Annotated in this window: 20 protein-coding genes and 1 pseudogene; 13 read left to right on the forward strand and 8 right to left on the reverse strand. The window is 69.0% G+C overall.

Annotated elements, in window-relative coordinates; translation table 11 throughout:
• Together AOK17_RS51015 and AOK17_RS39270 are read right to left on the reverse strand one after the other, a co-directional pair.
• Positions 1 to 712: pseudogene (locus AOK17_RS51015) on the reverse strand (hypothetical protein); the annotation flags it as partial.
• Positions 699 to 1,295, reverse strand: coding sequence for a hypothetical protein (locus AOK17_RS39270; RefSeq protein ID WP_055617405.1), 597 nt, complete (start codon positions 1,293 to 1,295; stop codon positions 699 to 701). The pseudogene AOK17_RS51015 and the gene AOK17_RS39270, both read right to left, overlap by 14 nt.
• 79 nt (positions 1,296 to 1,374) lie before the next feature.
• On the opposite strand from AOK17_RS39270, the gene AOK17_RS39275 reads away from it, so the two are divergent.
• Both AOK17_RS39275 and AOK17_RS39280 read left to right on the forward strand, forming a co-directional pair.
• Positions 1,375 to 2,136 (forward strand): response regulator transcription factor, encoded by a 762-nt coding sequence (locus AOK17_RS39275; RefSeq protein ID WP_079053533.1) that lies wholly within the window; start codon positions 1,375 to 1,377, stop codon positions 2,134 to 2,136.
• Positions 2,137 to 2,221: 85 nt separating this feature from the next.
• Complete coding sequence (locus AOK17_RS39280) at positions 2,222 to 3,979, forward strand: sensor histidine kinase (protein WP_055617406.1); 1,758 nt, start codon at positions 2,222 to 2,224, stop codon at positions 3,977 to 3,979.
• A 107-nt stretch (positions 3,980 to 4,086) separates the two neighbouring features.
• On the opposite strand, the gene AOK17_RS39285 is transcribed toward AOK17_RS39280, so the two are convergent.
• Positions 4,087 to 7,095 carry a 3-keto-alpha-glucoside-1,2-lyase-like domain-containing protein gene (locus tag AOK17_RS39285; RefSeq protein WP_055617407.1) on the reverse strand — a complete coding sequence of 1,003 codons (3,009 nt, stop codon included), beginning with the start codon at positions 7,093 to 7,095 and terminating at the stop codon, positions 4,087 to 4,089.
• 292 nt (positions 7,096 to 7,387) lie between these two features.
• On the opposite strand from AOK17_RS39285, the gene AOK17_RS39290 reads away from it, so the two are divergent.
• Complete coding sequence (locus AOK17_RS39290; protein WP_055617408.1) at positions 7,388 to 7,846, forward strand: nuclear transport factor 2 family protein; 459 nt, start codon at positions 7,388 to 7,390, stop codon at positions 7,844 to 7,846.
• Between the two features lie 143 nt (positions 7,847 to 7,989).
• On the opposite strand, the gene AOK17_RS39295 is transcribed toward AOK17_RS39290, so the two are convergent.
• Positions 7,990 to 8,688 carry an iron-dependent transcriptional repressor DtxR gene (locus tag AOK17_RS39295; RefSeq protein ID WP_055617409.1) on the reverse strand — a complete coding sequence of 233 codons (699 nt, stop codon included), beginning with the start codon at positions 8,686 to 8,688 and terminating at the stop codon, positions 7,990 to 7,992.
• Between the two features lie 8 nt (positions 8,689 to 8,696).
• Positions 8,697 to 9,236 carry a YbhB/YbcL family Raf kinase inhibitor-like protein gene (locus tag AOK17_RS39300; protein WP_055617410.1) on the reverse strand — a complete coding sequence of 180 codons (540 nt, stop codon included), beginning with the start codon at positions 9,234 to 9,236 and terminating at the stop codon, positions 8,697 to 8,699.
• Between the two features lie 171 nt (positions 9,237 to 9,407).
• Here AOK17_RS39300 and AOK17_RS39305 point away from each other — a divergent pair, with 171 nt between their 5' ends.
• The 5 genes from AOK17_RS39305 (at position 9,408) to AOK17_RS39325 (ending at position 13,467) form a co-directional block, all read left to right on the forward strand.
• Positions 9,408 to 10,091, forward strand: coding sequence for a GntR family transcriptional regulator (locus AOK17_RS39305; RefSeq protein WP_055617411.1), 684 nt, complete (start codon positions 9,408 to 9,410; stop codon positions 10,089 to 10,091).
• 127 nt (positions 10,092 to 10,218) lie between these two features.
• A complete protein-coding gene (locus AOK17_RS39310; protein WP_206190910.1) occupies positions 10,219 to 10,938 on the forward strand; it encodes a helix-turn-helix transcriptional regulator in 720 nt (239 codons plus the stop codon).
• A gap of 10 nt (positions 10,939 to 10,948) precedes the next feature.
• A complete protein-coding gene (locus AOK17_RS39315; protein ID WP_063997357.1) occupies positions 10,949 to 11,845 on the forward strand; it encodes a prenyltransferase/squalene oxidase repeat-containing protein in 897 nt (298 codons plus the stop codon).
• Positions 11,846 to 12,152: 307 nt separating this feature from the next.
• Positions 12,153 to 12,356, forward strand: coding sequence for a cold-shock protein (locus AOK17_RS39320; protein ID WP_055617413.1), 204 nt, complete (start codon positions 12,153 to 12,155; stop codon positions 12,354 to 12,356).
• A 235-nt stretch (positions 12,357 to 12,591) separates the two neighbouring features.
• Positions 12,592 to 13,467 carry a phosphotransferase family protein gene (locus AOK17_RS39325; RefSeq protein WP_245697648.1) on the forward strand — a complete coding sequence of 292 codons (876 nt, stop codon included), beginning with the start codon at positions 12,592 to 12,594 and terminating at the stop codon, positions 13,465 to 13,467.
• Positions 13,468 to 13,643: 176 nt separating this feature from the next.
• Here AOK17_RS39325 and AOK17_RS39330 read toward each other — a convergent pair whose 3' ends face one another.
• Complete coding sequence (locus AOK17_RS39330) at positions 13,644 to 14,966, reverse strand: HEAT repeat domain-containing protein (RefSeq protein ID WP_055617415.1); 1,323 nt, start codon at positions 14,964 to 14,966, stop codon at positions 13,644 to 13,646.
• Positions 14,967 to 15,115: 149 nt separating this feature from the next.
• Between AOK17_RS39330 and AOK17_RS39335 the strand changes: the two genes are divergently transcribed.
• The gene (locus tag AOK17_RS39335) at positions 15,116 to 15,484 is read left to right on the forward strand and encodes a hypothetical protein (protein ID WP_055617416.1); all 369 of its coding nucleotides are present in this window, start codon (positions 15,116 to 15,118) and stop codon (positions 15,482 to 15,484) included.
• Between the two features lie 102 nt (positions 15,485 to 15,586).
• Here AOK17_RS39335 and AOK17_RS39340 read toward each other — a convergent pair whose 3' ends face one another.
• Entirely contained in the window at positions 15,587 to 16,261 is a 675-nt protein-coding gene (locus tag AOK17_RS39340) for a GOLPH3/VPS74 family protein (protein ID WP_055617417.1), read from the reverse strand.
• A gap of 320 nt (positions 16,262 to 16,581) precedes the next feature.
• On the opposite strand from AOK17_RS39340, the gene AOK17_RS39345 reads away from it, so the two are divergent.
• Positions 16,582 to 17,124, forward strand: coding sequence for a GNAT family N-acetyltransferase (locus AOK17_RS39345; RefSeq protein WP_245697647.1), 543 nt, complete (start codon positions 16,582 to 16,584; stop codon positions 17,122 to 17,124).
• A 191-nt stretch (positions 17,125 to 17,315) separates the two neighbouring features.
• Here AOK17_RS39345 and AOK17_RS39350 read toward each other — a convergent pair whose 3' ends face one another.
• Positions 17,316 to 19,559 carry an MMPL family transporter gene (locus AOK17_RS39350; protein WP_055617419.1) on the reverse strand — a complete coding sequence of 748 codons (2,244 nt, stop codon included), beginning with the start codon at positions 19,557 to 19,559 and terminating at the stop codon, positions 17,316 to 17,318.
• Between the two features lie 242 nt (positions 19,560 to 19,801).
• On the opposite strand from AOK17_RS39350, the gene AOK17_RS39355 reads away from it, so the two are divergent.
• From AOK17_RS39355 to AOK17_RS39365, 3 genes are all read left to right on the forward strand, one after another.
• Positions 19,802 to 20,602 (forward strand): TetR/AcrR family transcriptional regulator, encoded by an 801-nt coding sequence (locus AOK17_RS39355; protein ID WP_079053536.1) that lies wholly within the window; start codon positions 19,802 to 19,804, stop codon positions 20,600 to 20,602.
• Between the two features lie 41 nt (positions 20,603 to 20,643).
• Positions 20,644 to 21,060: a YciI family protein gene (locus AOK17_RS39360; RefSeq protein WP_055617420.1), complete on the forward strand. Its 417-nt coding sequence runs from the start codon at positions 20,644 to 20,646 to the stop codon at positions 21,058 to 21,060.
• On the forward strand, positions 21,057 to 21,983 hold a 927-nt coding region (locus AOK17_RS39365; RefSeq protein WP_055617421.1), incomplete at its 3' end, for an RNA polymerase sigma factor. The genes AOK17_RS39360 and AOK17_RS39365, both read left to right, overlap by 4 nt.

A 21,983-nucleotide genomic window follows, 5' to 3' on the forward strand; every position in this document is an offset into this window, starting at 1 on the left:
GGCGGACTAGGAAGGGAGCGGGGGGGGGGGAGGGGGCGGGCGAACCTGCCCCGGCGGAGTCGGAGTCGGAGTCGGAGTCGGCAGCGGTCGGCCGGGCCGAGGGTGCCGCGTCCTGGCCGGACTTGCCCGAAGCCGTCTCGTCCTCGGCGGACTCACCCGAAGCCGCATCGGCGGACGCGGCCTCCCCCTCGGCGCCGGCCCCGTCCGAAGTAGGTGTCGCGGCCGGACGCGGCCGCACCCAGCTGCCGACCTCCGGCTGCTCTCCGAAGTCGTATCCGAGTTTCCTGAGGTTGTCGACGAGGACCTTCACATCGCGCCCGACCGTGCCCTCGTCCCGCAGGGTGCGGTACAGCGGGGTCGATCCGTAGAGCAGCGGTACCGGGTTGTCGTTCACCCGGAACAGCTGCCCGCCCCTGGTGACCTCCGCCCCGATCCGCGGCAGCCAGGTGACCAGGCCATCCTTGCCGCTCCGCACCACCCGGCTCCGGCCGTGACCGAGGGTTCCGCCGAGTGTCAGGGTGTCGGACAGATCGGCGCGCTCCACCACCGCGGTCGTCACGTGCACTCTCTCGTCGGCGGAGGCCCGCGACTCCTGTCCGTGCCGACCGGTCCAGACAACCGCTCCGGCTGTGATGGCGAGTACCACCGAGGCTCCGCTCACCGTCAGCAGGAGGCGCCGCCGGGGGCGGGGAGAGGCCTCATTTCTTCGCACTGAGCGCTTCCTCCTGGCAGTTCGCCTCGATCTGGTCGGCCTGCGACGAACCCGGAGCCACCGGGCCCGGCTCGTCGGCCCAGGTCCATCCGGCGGCGTCGGGGAGAGTGTCCACCTTCAGCCCCTTGTCGTTCATGCAGCGCACCCAGGAGCGGAGGCCGTCCGCGTAATCAGGGTCGTTCGGGTTCAGCTGAGGGGGCGTGATGGGTTGCTTCGCCTTGCATGCCTTGTACTCCTTCGGGTACTTGTCCGCGCCGGCCGCCGGGAGCACCATCCCCGGGATTCCCTTGTCGGCCGTGGGCACTCCCTGACTCTTCAGACAGACGCCCCAGGCCGTCTGGATCCGCTTCTTCTCGTCCTCGCTCATGTCCGTCCGCAGCGGGACGCCCTCCTCCGTGCCGGAGCTCGCCGAGGCGCTCGCACCGTCCTTCGCGGCCGGGCTCGTCACCGAGGCCACCTGGTCGTCCTTGGCCGTGTCGTCCGAACCACCGACGGGTGATCCGCCGCAGGCGGACAGCGCGGCCAGGCACAGGACAGCAGCCACGACCGTCCCCGTACCGGTGAAGTGAGTGGTTTTCGTCATCCCCGTACGGTCACGGAGAGATTTGAAGAACTTGTCAGGCCGGTATGAGAGAGCTGTTGGGCCCCGTAGGGTCCGCAGCATGTGCGCACATGTTCTTGTCGCGGAAGACGATCCGAAGCACGCCGAGGTCGTGCGGCGTTATCTGCGGCGGGAGGGTCATTCGGTGGTCGTCGTCCACGACGGCCACGCCGCGATCGAGGAGATCCGCCGCAACCGTCCCGATGTGCTGATCCTCGATGTGATGATGCCCCTCGTGGACGGCCTGGACGTGTGCCGTACGGTCCGACGCGAGGCCGACGACGTGGCGGTGCTGATGCTCACGGCGCGCTCCGCGGAGGAGGATCTGCTGCGCGGGCTCGACCACGGTGCCGATGACTACATGACCAAGCCATACAGCCCGCGCGAACTGATGGCCCGGATCCGGGCCCTCATCAGACGCACCCACCGGTCCGCCTCCGCCGAGGAGGAGGAGTCCGTTCTGCGGGTCGGCGGCCTGACCGTCGACCCCGTACGCCATGTGGTCGAGGCCGACGGGCGTGAAGTCGAGTGCACGCCGGGCGAGTTCGTGATCCTCCAGGCGCTGGCCGCTCACCCGGAGCGGGTGTTCAGCCGCCGTCAACTCCTCGCCAGGACCCGGGGGTTCGACCGCTACATCACGGAACGGACCGTGGACGTCCATGTGATGAACCTGCGCAGGAAGATCGAGACGGATCCGCGCGAACCGGTCCGCCTGCTGACCGTGTACGGCGTCGGCTACAAGCTCACCGACGGCAGGAAGCCGCCTGGTGGCGCCGAGACGACCGACGGCACCGAACTCACCGACGGCCGTGCCGCGCTCTGACGGAGGGGGCGCCGACGGCGGGCGGACCGATGCTGAGCGGACCGCCGACGGGCGAAGGGATCCCGGGTGGACCGACGGTGATCGGGTGCCGCCGCACCGCAGCCTCCTCGTGCGCCTGCTCGCCACGTCCGTGCTGATCGCCGTCTGCGCGATCGCCGCCACCGCGTGGCTCACCGTACGCACCACCACCGGTGCGATCCGCCAGGAGCAGGGCCGCATCCTGACCGACGACACCCATCTCTACGACACCCTGGTGGGCCGCGCGGCGACCCACCGGGACTGGTCCCAAGTGGACGGTCTGATAGGGGAGTTGGCATCGAGCACCGGACGGCGGATCGTCCTGACGACCCGGGACCGCCGGACGATCGCCGACTCTGATCCGAAGGCGCCACGGCCCGACCGGGTGTCCGCGGTCATCGACCCGTTGCACGTCGCACCGGCCGGGAGCGCGGACGCCGACCGCATCGACCCACGTGTCATCGGTCCCTACCGGCTCACCGCCGACGCCCGCGCGAAACTGCGCGCCGCCGCCGACCGGCTCCAGGCCTGTCTTCAGCGATCCGGAGCACCCGCGACCCGCATCGACCGGCCGAGCGGTCGTCCGGTGATCCGGATCGGCAACGACGACGCCGCCATCAGGTACAAGATCACCGGCGTCTGCCCGACGGCCGAGCTGGACACCCCGACGGAGCCGGAGCGGAAGGCCCTCGACCGCCTCAACGCCCTCGCGGCGAAGTGCCTGCGGGACTGGCACGAGTCGGTCGTCGGCGTCGGACTCGACTTCATCGCCATCTCCCCCGCGGTACAGGACTGCGTGGATACCGCCCGGCGCGTACAGCTCACCCCGTACGTGGCCCCGCCCGCCCTCCTGTTCATCGGTGACGCCCAGGTCCCCGCCGTGGCGTCCGTGGGACTCGACCTCTCGCCGGCCAACACCGCCCGGATCGCCGGGGTGACTGGGCTCGTCCTCGTCCTGACCGTGAGTTCGACCGTGCTGGTCGGGCGTCGACTGGTCCGACCGCTGCGTGCGTTGACCGCCGCCGCTCGCGGTCCGGGCGACCGGCACGCCCGCGTCCCCGTCACCAGCAATGACGAGATCGGCCGGCTCGCCGCGGCCTTCAACGATCTCTCCGCGCGGCGCGAGCACGCCGAGGAACAGCGCAGGGCGATGGTCAGCGACATCGCCCATGAACTGCGCAGCCCGCTCAACAACATCCGGGTGTGGCTGGAGGCCGCGGAGGACGGCATCGCCGAGCCCGACGACGACTTCACCACCTCGCTCCTGGAGGAGGCACTGCAACTGCAGCACCTCATCGACGACTTGCAGGACCTCGCCGCCGCCGACGCGGGCGTGCTACGGCTGCACCGCGAGGATGTCTTCGTACGGGACCTCCTTCACCAGGTCGCGACAGCACACCGTGCCGCGGCGGACTCGGCCGGAGTCACCCTCACCGTCCGCACGGAAGACGATCCGAAGCTGTACGCGGACCCCGTACGCATCCGCCAGGTGATCGGCAACCTGGTGTCGAACGCGGTACGCCACACGGCCGCCCGGGGCAGTGTCGAACTGCGCGCGGTCGGCGCGGAGTCCGAGGTGAGCATCGAGGTCAGGGACACCGGCCAGGGCATCGAGCCGGAGGAACTGCCGTATGTCTTCGACCGTTTCTGGCGAGCGGAGAAATCCCGCAGCCGCTCCACCGGAGGCAGCGGGCTCGGTCTGGCCATCGTCCGCCAGCTCACCCACGCCCACGACGGGACGGTCACGGTCCACAGCACTCCGGGGGCCGGCACGGTCTTCGGAGTGACGCTGCCTGTCGTACGTGCGGACAGGCAGCGGAGCTGACCTGACCTGATGCCGGACTGCGTCCACCTGAGGTGACGTGGAAGCCGGGCCCGGTCAGGAACCGGGCCCGGCTTCGGATCACGTCAGGTCACGTCACGTGGGTCAGGTCAGGCAAGAGGCTCCAGTCTGATGTTGCGGAACCGGACCTTGTTCCCGTGGTCCTGCAGTCGGATCGCTCCCGCTGCCGGTGTCTCGGCTCTGCCCGAGGCAGTGGGACCGTCGAGGGCGATGTCGTCGTGCACCTTCTCGCCGTTCCACACCACGGTCAGCCGCGCGTCGGCGGTCTTGTTCCCGCTGTCGTCGTAGCGGGCGGCACGGAAGACGATGTCGTACGTCTGCCAGGTCTCGGGCGCCTTGGCCGCGTTCACGTCGGGCGCTTTCTTCAGATAGATGGCTCCGGCTTCGTTGGTGTCCAGGGAGGTGTCACCGTAGGAGTCGAGGATCTGGAGTTCGTAGCGGTCCTGGATGAAGATTCCGCTGTTGCCACGGTCCTGTCCCGTGACATCGGGAGGCAGCAGCGGAACACGGAACTCGACGTGCAACTTGAAGTCCTGGTACGCGTCCAGGGTCCGGATGTCACCGCAGCACACCTCCATCGACTCCTCGTCGGTGAGCGGCCACTTGAGCCGTCTCCCGTCCGTGTGCTGCCACTCGGCCTGTGAGGCGGCGCTCCCGTCGAAGAGAGTGACCGGCGCGGCGTGCGGGCGAACAGTGATCAGATCGAGGTTGACGTGTCCGGTGTCGCCCGGGTCGTAGCTGTAGGAGAGGGTGTTCTTCCCGGCGCGCAGCACGACTGGTTCGGTCTGCGTGGACCATGAATCCCAGTCACCGGTGGAGGCCAGCTTCACTTGCCGCAGCTTCTTCCCGTTGGTGTACAGGGAGAGCGACTTGGTGCCCTGGAACGGGTTCGGGCCGTTGGAATAGCGCAGGTTGACGTCGTACGTGCCCGCCTTGGGGACTGTCACGTCGAAGGTGGTGGCGACCTTGCCCTCCGTGGAGTACCGGTCGACGAAGCCGCTGCCGGAGTGGCCGACATGATCGGTGTTGATTCCCGCTGAGCCCGTCAGACGCGCCTCCTCGGCCTCGTACTGGGTGGCGGGCGGCGGCTGCTTGCCGGGCATGGCATTGAGCGTGTACCAGGCCTCGGTGCTCCACAGCGCCTCACCGGACGCCGAGGTGAAGGGACGCGGGGAGCGAAGGTGGACGACCCGGCCCGACTTCAGCCCGTCCAGCCGCAGCCGCACGGTACGCCCGTCCTTCGACAGCTCGGCAGATCGTACGGGCAGCGCTTCTTCGGCGATCTTCGGGCCGCCGTAGTCGGTGGTCGGCGTGTAACGCCACTGCTCCGCCCGGTAGCGCTTGGCCAGCTCCTCGGCCGTCGTCGCGGACACCGGCTGGGTGTACGTCAGGTCGAAGCCGCCCGGTACGGCACGCATCGTCTGGATGTCGAAGGTGTTCCCGCCGTTGGGCGTGAGCTTCTGCAGGCCGAACTTGAGCTTGCCCTCCTGACCCCAGTTGCCCTCGGCGCCCAGACCACCGGCGTAGATTGATCCGTCGGGACCCAGGGTGAGGCGGTTGACCCCGGCCTCAAGTCCCTGCGTGTAGCGGAAGACCGCGCCCTGGTACTGCCCCTTCACCTTCTCCAGATACGCGCGTTGCAGTCCGCCGTAGGTCACGTCGCCGATCAGCATCTGACCCGCGAACCTGCCCTTCTTCACATACAGGGGCGTGGAGGGCGAGTTGGCGATCTCGTTCTGGGGCAGCCACAGCACCGGATTGGTCGGTGTGGCGGCATCGAACGGGCCGGACGGCTCGGTGTAGTGGTTGAAGAAGCGGTCCTGCTTGACGTGGACGAGCTTCGACGAAGGAAGCCAACCGCCTTGGTTGTCCGTGGCGAACAGCTCACCGTCAGGTCCCCAGCCGATCCCGTTCGGCGTACGAAGCCCGCCCGCGACCGGGCTGATCTTGCCGGTCTTCTTGCTGACCTTGTACGTCGTTCCGCGACCCGGGGCCGGTTGCGGAACCGTGGTCGCACCGCCGAGGTTGATGGAGACGGACAGGTTCACGTAGAAGTAGCCGTCGCGGTAGAGGAGGCCGAACGCGAACTCGTGGAAGTTCCCGCCGTACGGCCAGGTCGCGACGGTGCGGTACTCGTCGGCCACGTCATCGCGGTTCCGGTCCACGAGCCGGGTCAGCTCGTGCTTCTGCGAGACGTACAGCGAACCGTCGACGTACTTGATGCCCATGGGCTCACGCAGCCCACTGGCCACCTTCTTGAAGGTGACCTTGTCCTTGCTCGTCGGACCGGTGACGTTGTCCAGCAGATAGACCTCTCCGGCAACGTTGTCGGAGCCGCCCCAGGTACTGATCGCCAACCGTCCGTCGGGCAGCCAGTCCATACCGGTGACCTGCGGTTCGAAACCGTCGGGGCGCAGATCGGTGAGTGTCAGGTCCGGCCGTACGGAGGTGAGCGGGAGGCCGTCGCCGGGGGAGTCGCCGCTCGCCTCGCACTCCTTGCGTCCGGGCGCCGTGACCCGGACGACGTCGGCGTCCGTGGTCAGCGCTTCGCGGGGCACGACGGCGAAGTCACTCTCGCCCGGCGGCTTCCAGGCCAGTTGGAGCTGCTGCCCGCCGTCGCGCTCGAAGTGATCGATGCGCAGCGGGTGCGACCCCGCGGTGAGCGTGACCGCGCCGTCCTTCGGCTCCGCGCCGTGGAGTCCGTCGTGGTCGACCACCGTGGTGTCGTCGATGGTCAGCCGGGAGCCGTCGTCGCTGGTGAGACGGAACCCGTAGGTGCCGTCGCTGGGAACGACCAGGTAGCCGGTCACCTCTGTGACGAAGCGGTCGGAGAAGCCACCGAAGTCGTCGGCCGTGGACCAGTCCACCGTCGACTTCAACGAGTCGTGGTTGGGGGTCTGGCCGGGCTTGAGGGTGCACAGTTTGCTCAGTGGCGTCTGCACGTCGAACACGCGCAGCGTGACTCCGGGTTCCTGTGGCGGGATGTCGGACGGGGCGGCCGAGGACGAGGGGGCGGCCCAGAGGCCGCCGGCCAGGATGGCTCCGGTTGCTAGGGAGGTGACAAGTCTTCGGGCACGCAGGAACAGATGGTGGGACAACGGTCCTCCATAAGGCGGGACCGGACCGTGCCGGATTTCGTTCCGGTCTTCTGTGTCGTGACTGCGTTGCGCCGCCAACCTAGAGGTCTTTCACTTGGCATGTCCATACTTTGTCATCTCAGTGTTCAAAGTCTTTGGCGGAGACCCGCGTGACCTGAACGAACCAGCCACGATGCGGCGGTCAGGGCCATTACCCCGGGGGTAATCGACCGTGCACTCCTCACTCCAGCAGGATCGAGCACATCGGCGGGAACCCACGCCGGGATTCGACCGCAGCAGCGAGGAGAGTGCGATGTCCGTCAAGTCCACCGCGACCACGGCGAGTTCGGCCACCACCGCGAGTTCCGTGGCCGAGGCCACCCGGTCCGCCGTGCAGGAGTTCATCGCCGCCCGGGTGGCCGGGGACACGAGTCGGCTCGTCACGCTCTTCGCCGACGAGGTGGACTGGATGCTCGCCGAGAACCCCGCCGTCCCGTGGATCCGCCCGCGGTCCACCGCCGCCGAATGCGCCGCCCAGTTCCAGGAGTTGATGGAGCACACCGTGCCCGAGGACGCGCGCGCCTCCGTCGACACCTTCCTCGTCGACGGCACCGACGCGGTCCTGATGGGCCACCTGTCGGGGACCGTACGCGCGACGGGAAAGCCCTTCGATGGGCCGTTCGCACTGCGCCTCACCGTCGAGGACGGCCGGATCACCCGGCACCACCTCTACGAGAACAGCCTGTCGATCGCCGAGGCCTGCGCTCCGTGAGGGAGTGGACGGCCGGACGGCCCTCGACCACGATCCTCCGTTCCAGTGGTCGAGGGCCGTCCTGAGTGCTTGTACGGGCCCACGGCAGCGGGTTGGCGCCCGGCTGAGTTCAGTGTTCGGCTGTGCTCAGGGCTTGGCTGGGCTCAGCGCTCGGCCACGAAGACGTGTGCGGCGGTCTGCGTGGGGAGTTCGGCGGGCTCCCCGCCGCTGCCGACCATCACGCCGTCGGGTGATGACGTCACGCTCACGAGTGCGCCGGGCCGTATCCCGGCCTCCTGCAGGGTGCGCATCAGTCGGGGGTCGGTCTGGATCAGCTCCCCGATGCGCCGTACGACCGCGCTCGCACTCGCGCCGTTCGGCCCGGGGGCCAGGTCGCTGAGGCTGACCATGGCCTCGTCGAGGAACGGATCCGTGGTGCTCTTCACGCCGAGCTCCTCCAGGCCCGGGATCGGGTTGCCGTAGGGCGACTTGGTCGGATTCCGGAGCAACGCCAGGGCGCGGCGTTCGACGGCCTCGCTCATCACGTGCTCCCAGCGGCAGGCCTCGGCGTGCACCTGCTCCCACTCCAGGCCGATCACGTCGACGAGCAGACACTCCGCGAGCCGGTGCTTGCGCATCACGCGCGTTGCCAGTTGACGGCCCTGCGCTGTCAACTCCAGGTGCCGGTCGCCGGCGACGTGCAGCAGGCCGTCGCGCTCCATACGGGCGGTGGTCTGACTGACGGTGGGCCCACTCTGGTCCAGGCGCTCGGCGATGCGGGCGCGCAGCGGGATCACGCCTTCCTCCTCGAGCTCCAGGACGGTGCGTAGATACATCTCCGTGGTGTCGATCAGTGCGGTCATGCTGTTCGTCAGGCGGGGGTTTCGGCGCTGGCGGTCAGGACCGCTCGGCCGAGTATGTGGCCCGCCATGGTGAACCCGAGGACGGCCGGCGTGGCGTCGGCCGCGACGCCGATGGACTCGACGGCGAGGGCATGCACCACGACGAAGTAGCGGTGCGGCCCGTGCCCGGCCGGCGGGGCGGCGCCGATGAAGCGGGCCGCGCGGGCGTCGTTGGGCAGCTGGAAGGCACCCTCGGGCAGGCCCGAGCCGACGTCGTCGCCGGCGCCCTCGGGCAACTCGGTGACGGTGGCGGGGATGTCGGCGACCGCCCAGTGCCAGAACCCGGACCCGGTGGGGGCGTCGGGGTCGTACACGGTGACGGCGTAACTCTTGGTGCCTTCCGGAGCGCCGCTCCAGGACAGCTGCGGCGAGATGTCCTTCCCGCCGGGGACACCGGACATGCCGGAGAGCTGCTCGGGCGACCAGGCGGCGCCGTCGGTGACGTTGGTGCTCGTAACGGTGAAGGAGGCCGCCTCGGGGAGGCGGGCGAAGGGGTCGTTGGCGCTCATTGCGTCGTTCCTTTCAGGCCTTGCTGTGGCTGTGGCGTTGGTGGTGGCCGCAATGCGGCGGACGGAGAGCCCGCAGCGGTCGCATCGAGGGATCGCTGTCGTCTTCCCCGACGATGAAATCGACGATAACACAGATAATCGATTATCTACTGGATCGTCTACGATGGCGGCATGACCCAGACGGCCCACACCTCGACTTCGCCGGGCAAGCAGATGCTCTCCGAGCAGGTCTACGCACACCTGCGGGACGCGATCATGCGCGGGGAGTACGCACCCGGCCACGCCCTCAAACCGCAGGACCTCGCCAAGGAACAGGGCGTGAGCCTGGCCGTCGTGCGCGAGGCGCTCGTGCGGGTGGTCGGTGAGGGTCTCGCCGACCGGCTGCCCAACCGCGGCTTCGCCGTCCCGGCCTTCTCCGACCGCCGCTGGCAGGAGATCACGGAGGCCCGCATCACCATCGAACCGGTCGTGCTGCGCATGTCCGTCGAGCGCGGCGACGTGGACTGGGAGGCCCGCGTACGAGCCGCCCACCACCGTCTGGCGCGCACTCCGGCGTACGTTCCGGAGGAGGGCGAGTACTACAGCAGCGCATGGTCGGAAGCCCACCGGGTCTTCCACCGGACGCTGTTGGAGGGCTGCGGCAACCCCGTGCTGCTGGAGACCGTCGACCGGCTGTGGACCGCGAGTGAGCTGGCTCGCCGCTGGTCGGCGCACCGCAACCCCGACCGGGACGGCGTCGACGAGCACCGTCGGCTGGAGGAGGCGGCGCTGGCCCGTGACGCCGAGACCGCGGCCGAGGTACTGGCCCAGCACCTCACCCAGACCGCGGCCGGACTGACCGCACCACCCGCGTGACGACAGAGCCGCGCAGCCATTTCTCGTGAGCACGCGAGGGCGTTGGGCGTTGGGCGCTGGACGTAGGGCGTAGTGCGCGTGGGGTGTGGGCGTGGGCGTAGCCAGTCGGGGTTCTATCGTGGGAGGCGTGACCTACCGCGAGTACCGCGCGCCGACCGGGCTGATGCCCGTGGTCGCTTGTCTGTGGCGCAACGACACCCTCGTGGACGGGGCGGAGCGGGTGGTCCCGGACGGCTGCGTGGACCTGGTCTGGCTGGGCGCGGGCGCGCCGCTCGTTGTCGGCCCCGACACCGGCCCGGTGCTGTGGGAGCCGACTGGCGTGCCGACCTGCGGCGTACGCCTGCGACAGGGTGCCGCGGGCAACGTACTGGGGCTGCCGGCCTCCACAGTCCGCGACCTCCAGGTCCCTCTCGCCGAGGTGTGGCCGGAGGCCGGGGCCCTGAGCGAGCAGGTGGCCACGGCCGGTGACACGGCGGAATGCCTCCGCCTGCTTGCCGGAGCCGTTCTCCACCGCCGGGCCATGCCCGATCCGCTCGCCACCGAGGCGGCCCGGCGCCTGGCGGATCGCGAGATCCGGGTGGCCGATCTCGCCGCCGAACTCGGAGTCAGCGAGAGGCAGCTCCATCGGCGGGTGACCGCCGCGGTCGGGTACGCCCCGAAGACGCTCGCCCGCGTCGCCCGGCTTCGCCGGCTCATCGGGGCGGACGAGGCCCCCGCGATGTCGCTGGCCGATCAGGCGCTTGCGGCCGGCTATGCCAGTCAGGCCCACATGACGGATGAGGTTCACCGGCTGACGGGAGTCACGCCTGTCCGATTCCTGGAAGACGTCCGGCTGACCGCCGCCTAGCGTCGATGGCATGACTACTCGAACGACCAGTGAGACCAGCTGCGAATCCCGTAGCGAATCCCGTATCGACTCGGCTCGGCAGTTCATGGAAGGCACGGCCCGCGTGCTGGAGCGGCGCCAGCTCGAAGTGTTTCTCGACGACGCGCCGGTCGGGCCGGTGCTAGACGCGCTGCGGCCCTACCGGAATCCCGACGGCGGCTTCGGCCACGCGCTCGAACCCGATGTGCGCTGCCCTGGCAGCCAGCCCTCCGCGGCCCTCACCGCACTCGGGGTACTGGCGGAGATCGGCGCCACGAACGACCCGATGGTGACTGCGACCGCCGACTGGGTCGCCTCGGTCGCCCGACCCGACGGCGGTGTCGCACAAGTGCTGCCCTCAGCACTCGGTCACCCGCGTACTCCCTGGATGGAGCCGAACGACACGTCCAGCTTCCTGACCTTCGCGATCGCCGGCCGGCTGCACCAGCTCGGCGTCGAGCACCCGTGGCTCGACGCAGCTACCGCCTGGAGCTGGCGGGAGCTCGAATCGCAGAAGGAAGCCGGCGGCTACACCGTGGTGTTCGCCCTGCAGTTCCTCGACGCGGTGCCCGACCCGGACCGCGCCGCCGCCGCGATCGACCGGCTGCGGCCGTCGATCCGCCCCGACGGCACCGTCCCCGTCCCGGGCGGCATCGAGGGCGAACACATCAAGCCGCTCGAACTCTCACCACAACCGGAAACCCCGAGCCGGGCACTCTTCGCACCCACCCAGATCGATACCGACCTCGATCGGCTGGAGAGCGAGCAACTGGACGACGGCGGCTGGGACTTCCACTTCCTCCACTGGATGCCGGCACAGAGCACCGAGTGGCGCGGCATCGTCACCCTCGGCGCCTTGAACATCCTCCGGGAGCACGGTCGGCTCTGAGCGGCTGAGGTGGTGCCCGTCCGGTCCTGCTGCTGCCACGCCCGCGAACGGGCCCCGGGCGCCAGGAGAACGAGTACTGACGTCGCGCGTGCGGACCGCTGACGGCCAGTACGCGCGACGCGGTTCGGATCATGGCTGTTGTTCTCTGGTGGGAGCCGGTTTTGCCGTGTAGCGTCACTGCCAGATGTCGTGGTTCGCAGTACCTGCCCGCGCTCCGGCGCGGGCGTTTTGCTGTGCAGTGCTGGACCAGGGCGATCACCTCCGGGGCCGCGCGGTGCGGGTCCGATATTGACTGGAAGGCATCAGCATGGCCAAGGGAACCGTCAAGTGGTTCAACGCCGAAAAGGGTTTCGGCTTCATTGCTCAGGACGGCGGGGGACCGGACGTCTTCGCGCACTACTCCAACATCAACTCCACCGGCTTCCGTGAGCTCCAGGAAGGCCAGGTCGTGACCTTCGACGTCACGCAGGGCCAGAAGGGCCCGCAGGCGGAGAACATCACGCCCGCCTGACCCAGCGGTCGGACATCGTCGGCCCCCGGAACACTTGTTCCGGGGGTCGACGCATTCCTGAGAAGGCCTGAGAAGGCCCCGTACAGTCCGCAAGTCATCGTGAGGGAGAGGTGGTTCGGGCGTGGCGCCCAGGACAGAGACGCGTGCGCAGTTGGCCGGTGCGGCGCGGGCCGCGCTGGGTGGTGGGCGGCGGCTGGAGGCCGCCGAGCGGATCGCGGGCGGTAGCAAGAAGGGCGTGTACCGCCTGGTGATGGACGACTCGACGACCGCGATCGCCTACCTGTGGGACGACGCCGAGAACTACTGGCCGACGGCCGAGGGCGACGACGACCTCACCGACCCGTTCGCACCCGGCCTCGGGCTCGACCTGTTCGAGGCCGCGCACGCCCGGCTCGATGCTCTCGGCGTCCGCGTCCCCGCGATCCGTCTCGTCGACCGCGACGGCGCCCACTGCCCGGCCGACCTCGCGATCGTCGAGGACCTCCCCGGCGAGAACCTGGAGGACCTGCTCGCGCGCGACCCGAGCGCGGCGGCCCCGGTCATGGCCCGACTGGGGGAGTCCCTTGAGGCGATGCGGCGACATCGGACGCCCACGTACGGCAAGGTGGCCGTGGTCGACGGGGGAGGTTCGTCGCGCGGGATGTCGTGCGAGTCGGTCGTACTGGACCGCGCGCTGCGGGACCTCGCCGAGGCGGCGTCGCGTGATCCGCGGATCGCGGGAGCGCGTGACCGGCTGGAGGAACGGCTGCGGGGCCTGGCGGCGGAGGTGCGACCGCGCACGGAGTACGCGGTCGTGCACGGCGAACTGGGGCCCGACCACGTGCTGGTGGACGCGGTCGGGAACCCCGTGGCGATCGACATCGAGGGCTTGATGTACTTCGACGTCGAGTGGGAGCACGTCTTCCTACGGATCCGCCTGCACGACGCCTACCGGCCACTGGAAGTGGACGGACTGGACGAGGACCGGCTCGCGCTCTACACGCTGGCGCAGCGTCTGTCGCTGACGGCGGGACCACTGCGGCTGCTCGACGGCGACTTCCCCGACCGGGAGTCCATGGCGGGCATAGCCGAGCACAACCTGAACCAGGCGCTGGAACTGATCCGCCCCTGAACGCTCGCCACGGCTCACCTTGTTCGCGAGAAACAGGAGGACGAACATCGCCGTGAACACGGCGCCCACGGCTACGGGTACGGGTACGGGTACGGGTACGGCCATGGTGGTCCAGGTCCAGCCCAGGCTCCCCGAACAGCGGTGCTCACGACGGTGGATGGACCGGTGCATGTGGGTCACCCCCGCCTGAAACGCTGCCGGAGCTTGCTCCAGAACGATCGGGACGCGGTGTAGCCGGCGAACCGGGTGTGCTCGTGCGGTGTGGCGATGGCGTCGAAGATGGTCCGTGCCTCGCGTCGGCGTGCTTCGTCGACCTGGACCATCTGCGGGAACAGCAGATCCCAGCAGGTGCGGCGCAGGGCAAGCAGCGCGGAGTCGCCGACCTGGGAGTGCGAGGACAACCGGTGCAGCGCGCGGGCGAAACGCAGAGGATCGTCCAGTTCGGAGGTGTGCACCCCCAGGGCGAGCCGCAGCGCGAGGCGCAGTTCCTGGGCGTCCGGCTCGGGTGAGTCCTGGAGGAGCGTGGCCTCGACGGCTCGCGCGGCGGGCGCCGTGTGCCGAATGCGGCGCAGCCTGCTCTTCAACTCCCGGTCATGGCCGAGCGGTTTGCCGTGGGCGGCCAGGGCGATCGCCGAGCGGACGACATCGGCCGGGGGCGGCGCGTCCCAGTCGGAGAACATGTCCCTCTCTGCCGTGCGGCCGTCGATCTTGTCGAGAGCGCCGACGGCCTGCCAGCGACCGGTGTTGTCCTTGTCGTCGAGCGCTAGGAAGATCAACGAATCTCTGATCTGAGACTCGGAGGGCCTTCCGGCGCCGTCGTCGGGCAGCTGCGTCATCAAGTGCATCAGCCGTACCCGTTCCTGCGGGGAGGTCTCGGACTCGAACCGTTCCCGCGCCTGTGCCATGGAGACCCCGTAGTGCCGCAGCGCGGCCAACAGCGGATCGAACACGATGCTTCTATTGGTGTTGTGGTCGATGAGGGTGACGGCGTCCAGCAACGCGGGCACGGCCCGGTCGGCGTGGATGTCACACAGTGCCCGGGCCGCCGCGGGAACGCACGTACGGTCGGACAGTGCGGCGGTGAGCACGGGCGCCGCACGCTGGTCACCGAGCTGACGCAGGGCCTCGATGATCCCCTGTTTGAGGTCGTAGGGATCCCGGTAGTTCGTGTCCTCCACCGACCGCTGGGGGAGGCTGTCGCTCGGGATCGTGCGGTGGCGCTCGACGTCGGCGCCCGGTCCGTGCTCGTCGCTGAGCCTGTCGCTCTCCTCGTACCAGGCGGTCCATACGGCCTGGACGGAGTCGACACGCTCGCGATGCCCCGCAGTGGCGGCCAGGAGACCATCGAGCCGCTCGATGAGCGCCGGGACTGCTTGTGGCCCCATCGTTCGCAGCTCGGTTATGGCCAGGTCGCGAGGACTTGGACTGTCCACGTCGCCGTAGTCGCCCGTCTGCCAGATACTCAGGTTCTCAATCAGCTCTTCGAGCTTCCTGCCCATCCGCGTCATGATCCTTCTGTGTGGCCCTCCGGCACCGCGCGTTCGAGCGCCCGTGCTCGAACGCCGGGAACTCTACTGAGGGACGCCGGGAGCGGTCCCGAGGAAGTCCCGAGAAGGGAAAGAACCCCACCGACACCAAGGAGGTTCAGATGCTCGAAGGCGTACTGATCGCCGAAAGCCTGCGGGCCGGGGCCCAGCTGACCGGGATTCCACTGCGGATCACGAAGCTGACACGGGTCGAGATGACCGACCCCGGGCAGGACCAGCCACGGCTCTGGACACTGCTGGACTTCGCCGCCGACGAGCTCGAAGCCGAGCGGCTCGCGGATCAGCTGGCGTCCAGCCTCTCGTCAACGGGAGGCTGGTATACGGACTTTCACACCTCTCGCGAGACCTTCGTGGTCTTTGCCGACAAAGTCTTCCGCTACCCACGCGGGCACGCCGAAGGCCGCCGCGAAGCCCAGGACTACGGCCGCTCCGTCGGTGTCCCTGAACAGCAACTCGACTGGCACGCCTGACCTCGGCATCGGCATCGGTAATCTCGGCATCCGCTTGCCCTGAGCACGACGCCCCGGAACCTGGGGAGTTGCGTGATCGACCGGACAAGTCCCGGCTGAGACCTAGTTGGTGACCGTGACGGCGACGGCGGTCCCCACAGAGACCGCTGCCACGGTCGGCATCACGGCGGTGTTCACCGCTTCGGCGCCCCAACTGGCCTGCTCCAGTTCCTTCGCACGCGTGTAGACCTTGCCCGACCACGGGATGGAGCGGTGCAGACTCGGCAGGGTGCCGCTTGCGGAGAGCAGACCAATCACGGCCGCTGTACGGGCATCGGGCTCCTCGCCGTAGACCAGGACGGCGCGGACCTTCTCCATGAGGGCCATCTTGTGCCGTGTGTCCGCGGCCGTCGTGGAAGTCGAACGGAACAGACCCAGCGTCTTCTTGCTCTCCCGGCGCAGCATGCCCCGCTCGACGAGTCGATCGAGAACGGTCTCGCGCAACCCGGTGCCGATCTCGATGAGGAGCGTCTGCACACCTCGCACTCGGTCGGCGACCTTCTCGTGGGCGGTCTGGAGCACAGGGTCCGACAGTGCGCCGCCGGGGACGGCGTGGACCTTCAGACCGTTCAGTCCCTTGTCGTTCTCGTCGACCGTGATGTGTCCGTCGAGGCCGAGCTCGACGAGAACGGCGCCGCCGAGGGTGTAGTACAGCGTGCCGGCTCCCGCGATCGCTCCCGACTCGTCGTCCATCAGCAGCAGCATCAGATCTTCGACAATGAGGGTGTCGTTTTGCATGGTCATTCCAACCGTTGGCGTCGGGAGAGGGCCCCGGGAGCGGGCCTCGGTCCAAGCTAGGCCCGAATGGACGGTGAGAGCGGCGCGGCCTGTCATCACTGTTCATGACAGACGTCATGCGTGTCCCGTGACGGCTCGCCCCGGCGAGCGGCCCACCGCGGTCTACAGCCCGAGACCGTTGCCGGCGGCCTGTGAAACAGGAAGGGTCGGGCTCCACCACTGCCAAGTCGAGCAGCTGCGCAGGGCGCTCGCATGTGCTTCGGCGGTTCCTGTTTCGATCCTCAGCAAGTGAACATGATCGGCTTATGGGCCGACACCGGGTGACCTTGGACAAGATCGCTTCAGAGGACTGGTCGGCGATTCACTCGTGGGCATGCCGCTCGGAGGCGTGCCGCTACCAGGTGTGGGGACCGAACACGGAGGCTCAGACCCAGGAGTTCGTGGAGGGTGCGGTCCGAGCCTGGTCGGACACCCCCCAGCGCCGGTTCTCCTTCGTCGCCCGCCTGGCGGGCGATGTTGTGGGTATGGGCGAGCTGTTCGTTCGCAGTCGTGTCCAGCGCCAAGGCGAGATCACGTACATCGTGCATCCGCAGGTCTGGGGGCAGGGCATCGGGACGCAGATCGGGCGGCAGCTTCTGGCATACGGATTCGGCGAGCTGGGGCTCCACCGAATTCATGCCACGTGTGATCCGAGGAACGTCGGCTCCTCCCAGGTGCTGGCCAAGCTTGGCATGACGCACGAAGGAAGCCTTCGGCACACTCAGTTGATCCGCGACGGCTGGCGAGACTCCTTGATCTTCAGCGTGCTGGAAGACGAATGGTCCCAGCTGCCGCAGGGGATGCCGTCTGCTCGTGACTGCTGAGTGAGGTGTCGGGCGGCTCACGGGTGGCCTGCCTGTCTGCCCACGAAGTTGCCGTCCGGCGTGCGATGAACGAGGCCGAGGCCCCGGGTGACCAGGCGCCAACCAGCCTTCGGCTGACCGTAGTTCGTCGCGGCAGTGCCCGCCTCTGCAACACGAGAGGCGGGCACTGCCGTGCAAGGGCTCGGGGGCGGTCAGACTCCTGTCGAGTTCTTCACGTACGGCGGCTCCGCCGCGGACTCAGGTGCGGCCGTCGGCGCGGGGCCGCCCTCGCTGAGGCCGAACCGCCCGTGGAACTTTCGCAGGAAGCCGGGCGCGTACCAGGCCGAGCGGCCGAGCAGGCGCATCGCGGCGGGGACGAGGATGCCGCGTACGGCGACGGCGTCGATGAGGATGGCCAGTCCGCTGCCCAGGCCGAACAGCTGCATGAAGCTGAGCTTGGCCGTTCCGAAGGCGAAGAAGCTCACCGCGAGCAGGCAGGCCGCCGCGGTGACGATGCGTCCCGTGTGTCCGAGGCCGTTGGTCACGGCGGACTCGTTGTCCTCGCCCAGGTCGTGGAGTTCCTTGATCCGGCTGGTGACGAACACCTCGTAGTCCATCGAGAGGCCGAAGGCGATGCAGAACATCAGCACGGTCATGGACACATCCATCGGCTGCGCCGTGAAGCCGAGCAGGGAGGAGAGGTTGCCGTCCTGGAAGATCCAGGTCATGACGCCGAGGGTCGCGCCCAGGCTGATCATGTTCAGGACCAGCGCACGCAGTGGCTGTACGACGCTGCCGGTGAACAGGAAGAGGAGGAGGAAGGTGGTCAGCGCGACCAGGGCAACGGCGAGCGGGAGCCGGTTGCCGACGGAGTCCTTGGAGTCGACCAGTACGGCGTCGACTCCGCCCACCAGGGACTGTGACCCGGCGGGCGGGGCGACCGCCCGTACCTCATCGACCAGATTCTGGGCCGCGTCGGACTTCGGCGACAGGGTGCTCACCACGTTGATCTGCTGCGCATCGGGTCGGCCGAGGGAGGCGTTGCCGGGGTCGGTCGCCGTGGACCCTCCTTCGGCGTAGGTTCCCGCGCTGGTCTCGACGCGGACGACGCCCTTGAGCCCGGACAGTTCGGCCGCGTACGACTCCAGTGGGGCCTTGCTCACGGCTTTGTCGATGACGACGTGGACGGCTGCGTTGTCGTTGCCGTTGAACTTCTCCTGCAGTACCGACGAGACCTGGCGGCTCTCGGAGTCCTCGGGCAGCACGCGTTCGTCCGGTGTGCCGAAGGTGATGCCGAGGAGCGGGCTCGCCGCCACCAGTAGGACCGCGAGCACGGGCAGCGCGGTGAGCGCGGGCCGCCGCATGACCGTGCCGGCCAGCCGTCCCCAGAAGGGTGCCCGCGTGTCCGAACGCGCACGGTCCGCCTTCGCCCACGGCAGCCGCCCGCTGTTGACCCGGTGCCCGAGGACGACGAACAGGGCCGGCATGACGAACAGGGTGCTGACGGCCGCGATGGCGACGACACCGACCCCGGCATAGCCGAACGAGCGCAGGAAGTACTGCGGGAACACCATGAGTGCCGCGAGCGCGGCCGCGACCGTCGCGGCGGAGAACGCGACCGTACGGCCCGCGGTGCTCACCGTCCGCCGGACCGCGTCGTCCACGCTCGCTCCCGCCGCGAGCTGCTCCCGGAACCGGCTGACCATCAGCAGCGCGTAGTCGATACCGAGGCCGAGGCCCAGGGCCGTGGTCAGGTTGATCGCGAAGATGGAGACGTCGGTGACGCTGCCGAGGATGAACAGCTCCGCGAACGTGCCCATGATGGCGATGATTCCGATGGCCAGCGGCAACAGGGCGGCGACCATGCTGCCGAAGACGAGCAGCAGCAGGACGAGGGTGAGCGGCACCGCGATGCCCTCGGCCAGTACGAGGTCCTCGCCCGACTGAGTGCCCATTTCGCTGTTCACGGCGGCACCGCCGCCTGCCTGGACCGTGAACGTGTCCTTGTACGGTCCGGTGTAGGCGTCGATGACGCTCTTGGCGTTCTCGTCCCGTTCGGTGCCCTCGCCCTTCACATGCGCGAGGACCATGGCCTCGCGGCCGTCCTTGGAGCGGAGATCGGGGCTGGCCGTCTCCCAGAACGAGACGACGTTCTCAAGGTTCTTTTCCTTCTTGAGGTCGGCCACCAGGGCCCGGCCACTCTGCTGGGCGGCGGGGGCGTCGACACGGCCTTCGGAGGCGCGGACGAGCAGGACCAGGTTCGTCTCCCCGCCGAACTTCTCGTCGATGACCTTCGCGGCCCGGGAGGACTGGGAGGCCGGGTCGTTGTAGCCACCTCCCAGCAACTTGCCGAACGCGCCCGCGCCCAGGACTCCCATGAGGGCCACAGCCACGACGGCGACGACGAGTACCAGCCGGGACCGGCGAATCGCCAGTTCGGCTATGCGTTCAAACACGCCCGATCTCCTTCATATCCATACGGTGAAAACGACGCGAAAAGGCCGGAGTTGACCAACGCGGGGGCCGGCGCGGTGCCCTGCGGAGTCTCTTCACCCCGTCAGAAGCAGGTGCGGTGTCGCACTCTTCGTCGCCGGGAGAGACGTTAGTGACGCGGCAGAAGATTTGGCAGTGTTAGATTTTCTTCACACCCTGCACTTCCGGGTGGTCCACAGGGGCGGCCGTCGTACGGTCGCCGCACATGCCCGCGGAGGAACACGCAATGGCCCAGCCCACCCTGCGCCAGCGACGCCGGGCCGCCGCCACGCAGGAGATCCTGGACGCCGCCGAGCGCCACATCGCCGAACAAGGACCCGCGGCCCTGTCCCTGCGAGCGGTCGCCCGCAGCCTCGGCATGACCGTGCAGGCGCTCTACCACTACTTTCCGAGCCGGGACGCCCTCGTCACCGCCCTCGTCACCAAGGCGTACGACGACCTGGCCGATGCCGTGCAGGCCGCCATCGAGACCGATCCGGACGACCCGGACCTGCCACGCCTGGTGGTCGCGGCCGAGGGCTATCGCCGATGGGCCATTGCCCATCCCGAGCGGTTCCAACTCCTCTACGGAACGCCGCTGCGGGACTACGCGGCACCGGTCGACGGCCCGACCACCCAGGCGACGCGCCGGATGAGCTCGATCTTCGAGCGCGAGATGTTCGACGAGTTCACCCCGGAGCAACTCGCCGCGGCCGACATCCCCGCGCTCTCGCCCTCGCTGCGGGCATACCTGGAACAGCTGCCCCACTACGGTTTCGGCAATCTGCCGCCGGCGTCGACCGCTCTCCTGCTGAGCGCGTGGGGACACCTGCACGGCCTCGTCGTCCTGGAGGTGTTCGGGCACACCTCTTTCCTCGGTGACCACCAGGCCGAGATCTTCCGTATGGCCATGCGGACCCTGATCGAGGACATCCACCGCCGGATCCCCGCACACACGAGCAAGCCGCACCAGAAAAACCGGGACGGCGATGTCGAGAACCCGTGGCCGGCTCCGTCCCCGCAGTGAACGCGACCACAATGGGTCGCACGGCACCGAGGAGAGACAACATGGCCAAGTACCTGCTGCTGAAGCACTACCGTGGCGCCCCGGCCGCGGTCAACGACGTACCCATGGACCAGTGGACGCCCGAGGAGATCTCGGCGCACATGCAGTACATGAACGATTTCGCGGCCCGGCTGGAGAAGAGCGGCGAGTTCGTCGACAGCAAGGCGCTGGCTCCGGAGGGGACGTTCGTCCAGTACGGCGGTGAGGGGCGTCCGCCGGTCACCGACGGGCCCTTCGCGGAGACCAAGGACCTCATCGCCGGCTGGATGATCATCGACGTCGACAGCTACGAGCGTGCCGTCGAGCTGGCGGGGGAACTGTCGGCCGCCCCCGGGGCGGGTGGCAAGCCGATCCACGAGTGGCTGGAGCTGCGTCCGTTCTACAGCGCGCCCACGGCCACGGAATGCACTTGGAAGTGAACGAGGCTCTGCTCAGGAGCCTCACGCCGAAGGTGCTCGGGATCCTCGTCCGCCGCGGAGCCGACTTCGCGGCGGCCGAGGACGCCGTGCAGGACGCGCTCATCGAGGCGGTCCGCGTGTGGCCCGCCGACCCGCCGCGTGACGCGAAGGGCTGGCTGGTCACCGTGGCCTGGCGCAAGTTCCTCGACGCGACCCGCGCGGACACCGCCCGCCGCCGGCGTGAGGACCTGATCGAGGAGGAACCGGCCCCAGGGCCCGCACCGGCGGCGGATGACACGCTCCAGCTGTACTTCCTGTGCGCCCACCCGTCGCTGACGCCGTCGTCGGCGGTCGCGCTCACGCTGCGCGCCGTCGGCGGGCTCACCACCCGTCAGATCGCTCAGGCCTACCTGGTGCCCGAGGCGACGATGGCGCAGCGCATCAGCCGGGCCAAGCGCACCGTCTCCGACGTGCGCTTCGACCAGCCCGGCGACGTCGCCACCGTGCTGCGCGTCCTCTACCTGGTCTTCAACGAGGGCTACTCCGGCGACGTCGACCTCGCCGCCGAGGCCATCCGGCTCACCCGGCAACTCGCCGCCGTGATCGACCATCCCGAGGTGGCGGGACTGCTCGCCCTCATGCTGCTGCACCACGCCCGGCGCGCCGCCCGGACCGCGCCCGACGGCAGCCTGGTACCACTCGCCGACCAGGACCGCGGCCGATGGGACTCGACGTCGATCGCCGAGGGCGTCGAGATCCTGCAGGCGGCGCTGGCCCGCGACAGGCTGGGCGAGTTCCAGGCGCAGGCCGCCATCGCGGCGCTCCACGCGGATGCGCCCGCCGCCGAGGAGACCGACTGGGTGCAGATCGTCGAGTGGTACGACGAACTCGCTGCCCTGACCGACAACCCGGTCGTCCGCCTCAACCGTGCGGTCGCCGTCGGC

It is taken from the genome of Streptomyces phaeochromogenes (assembly GCF_001418655.1).
Taxonomy (GTDB): Bacteria; Actinomycetota; Actinomycetes; order Streptomycetales; family Streptomycetaceae; genus Streptomyces; species Streptomyces phaeochromogenes.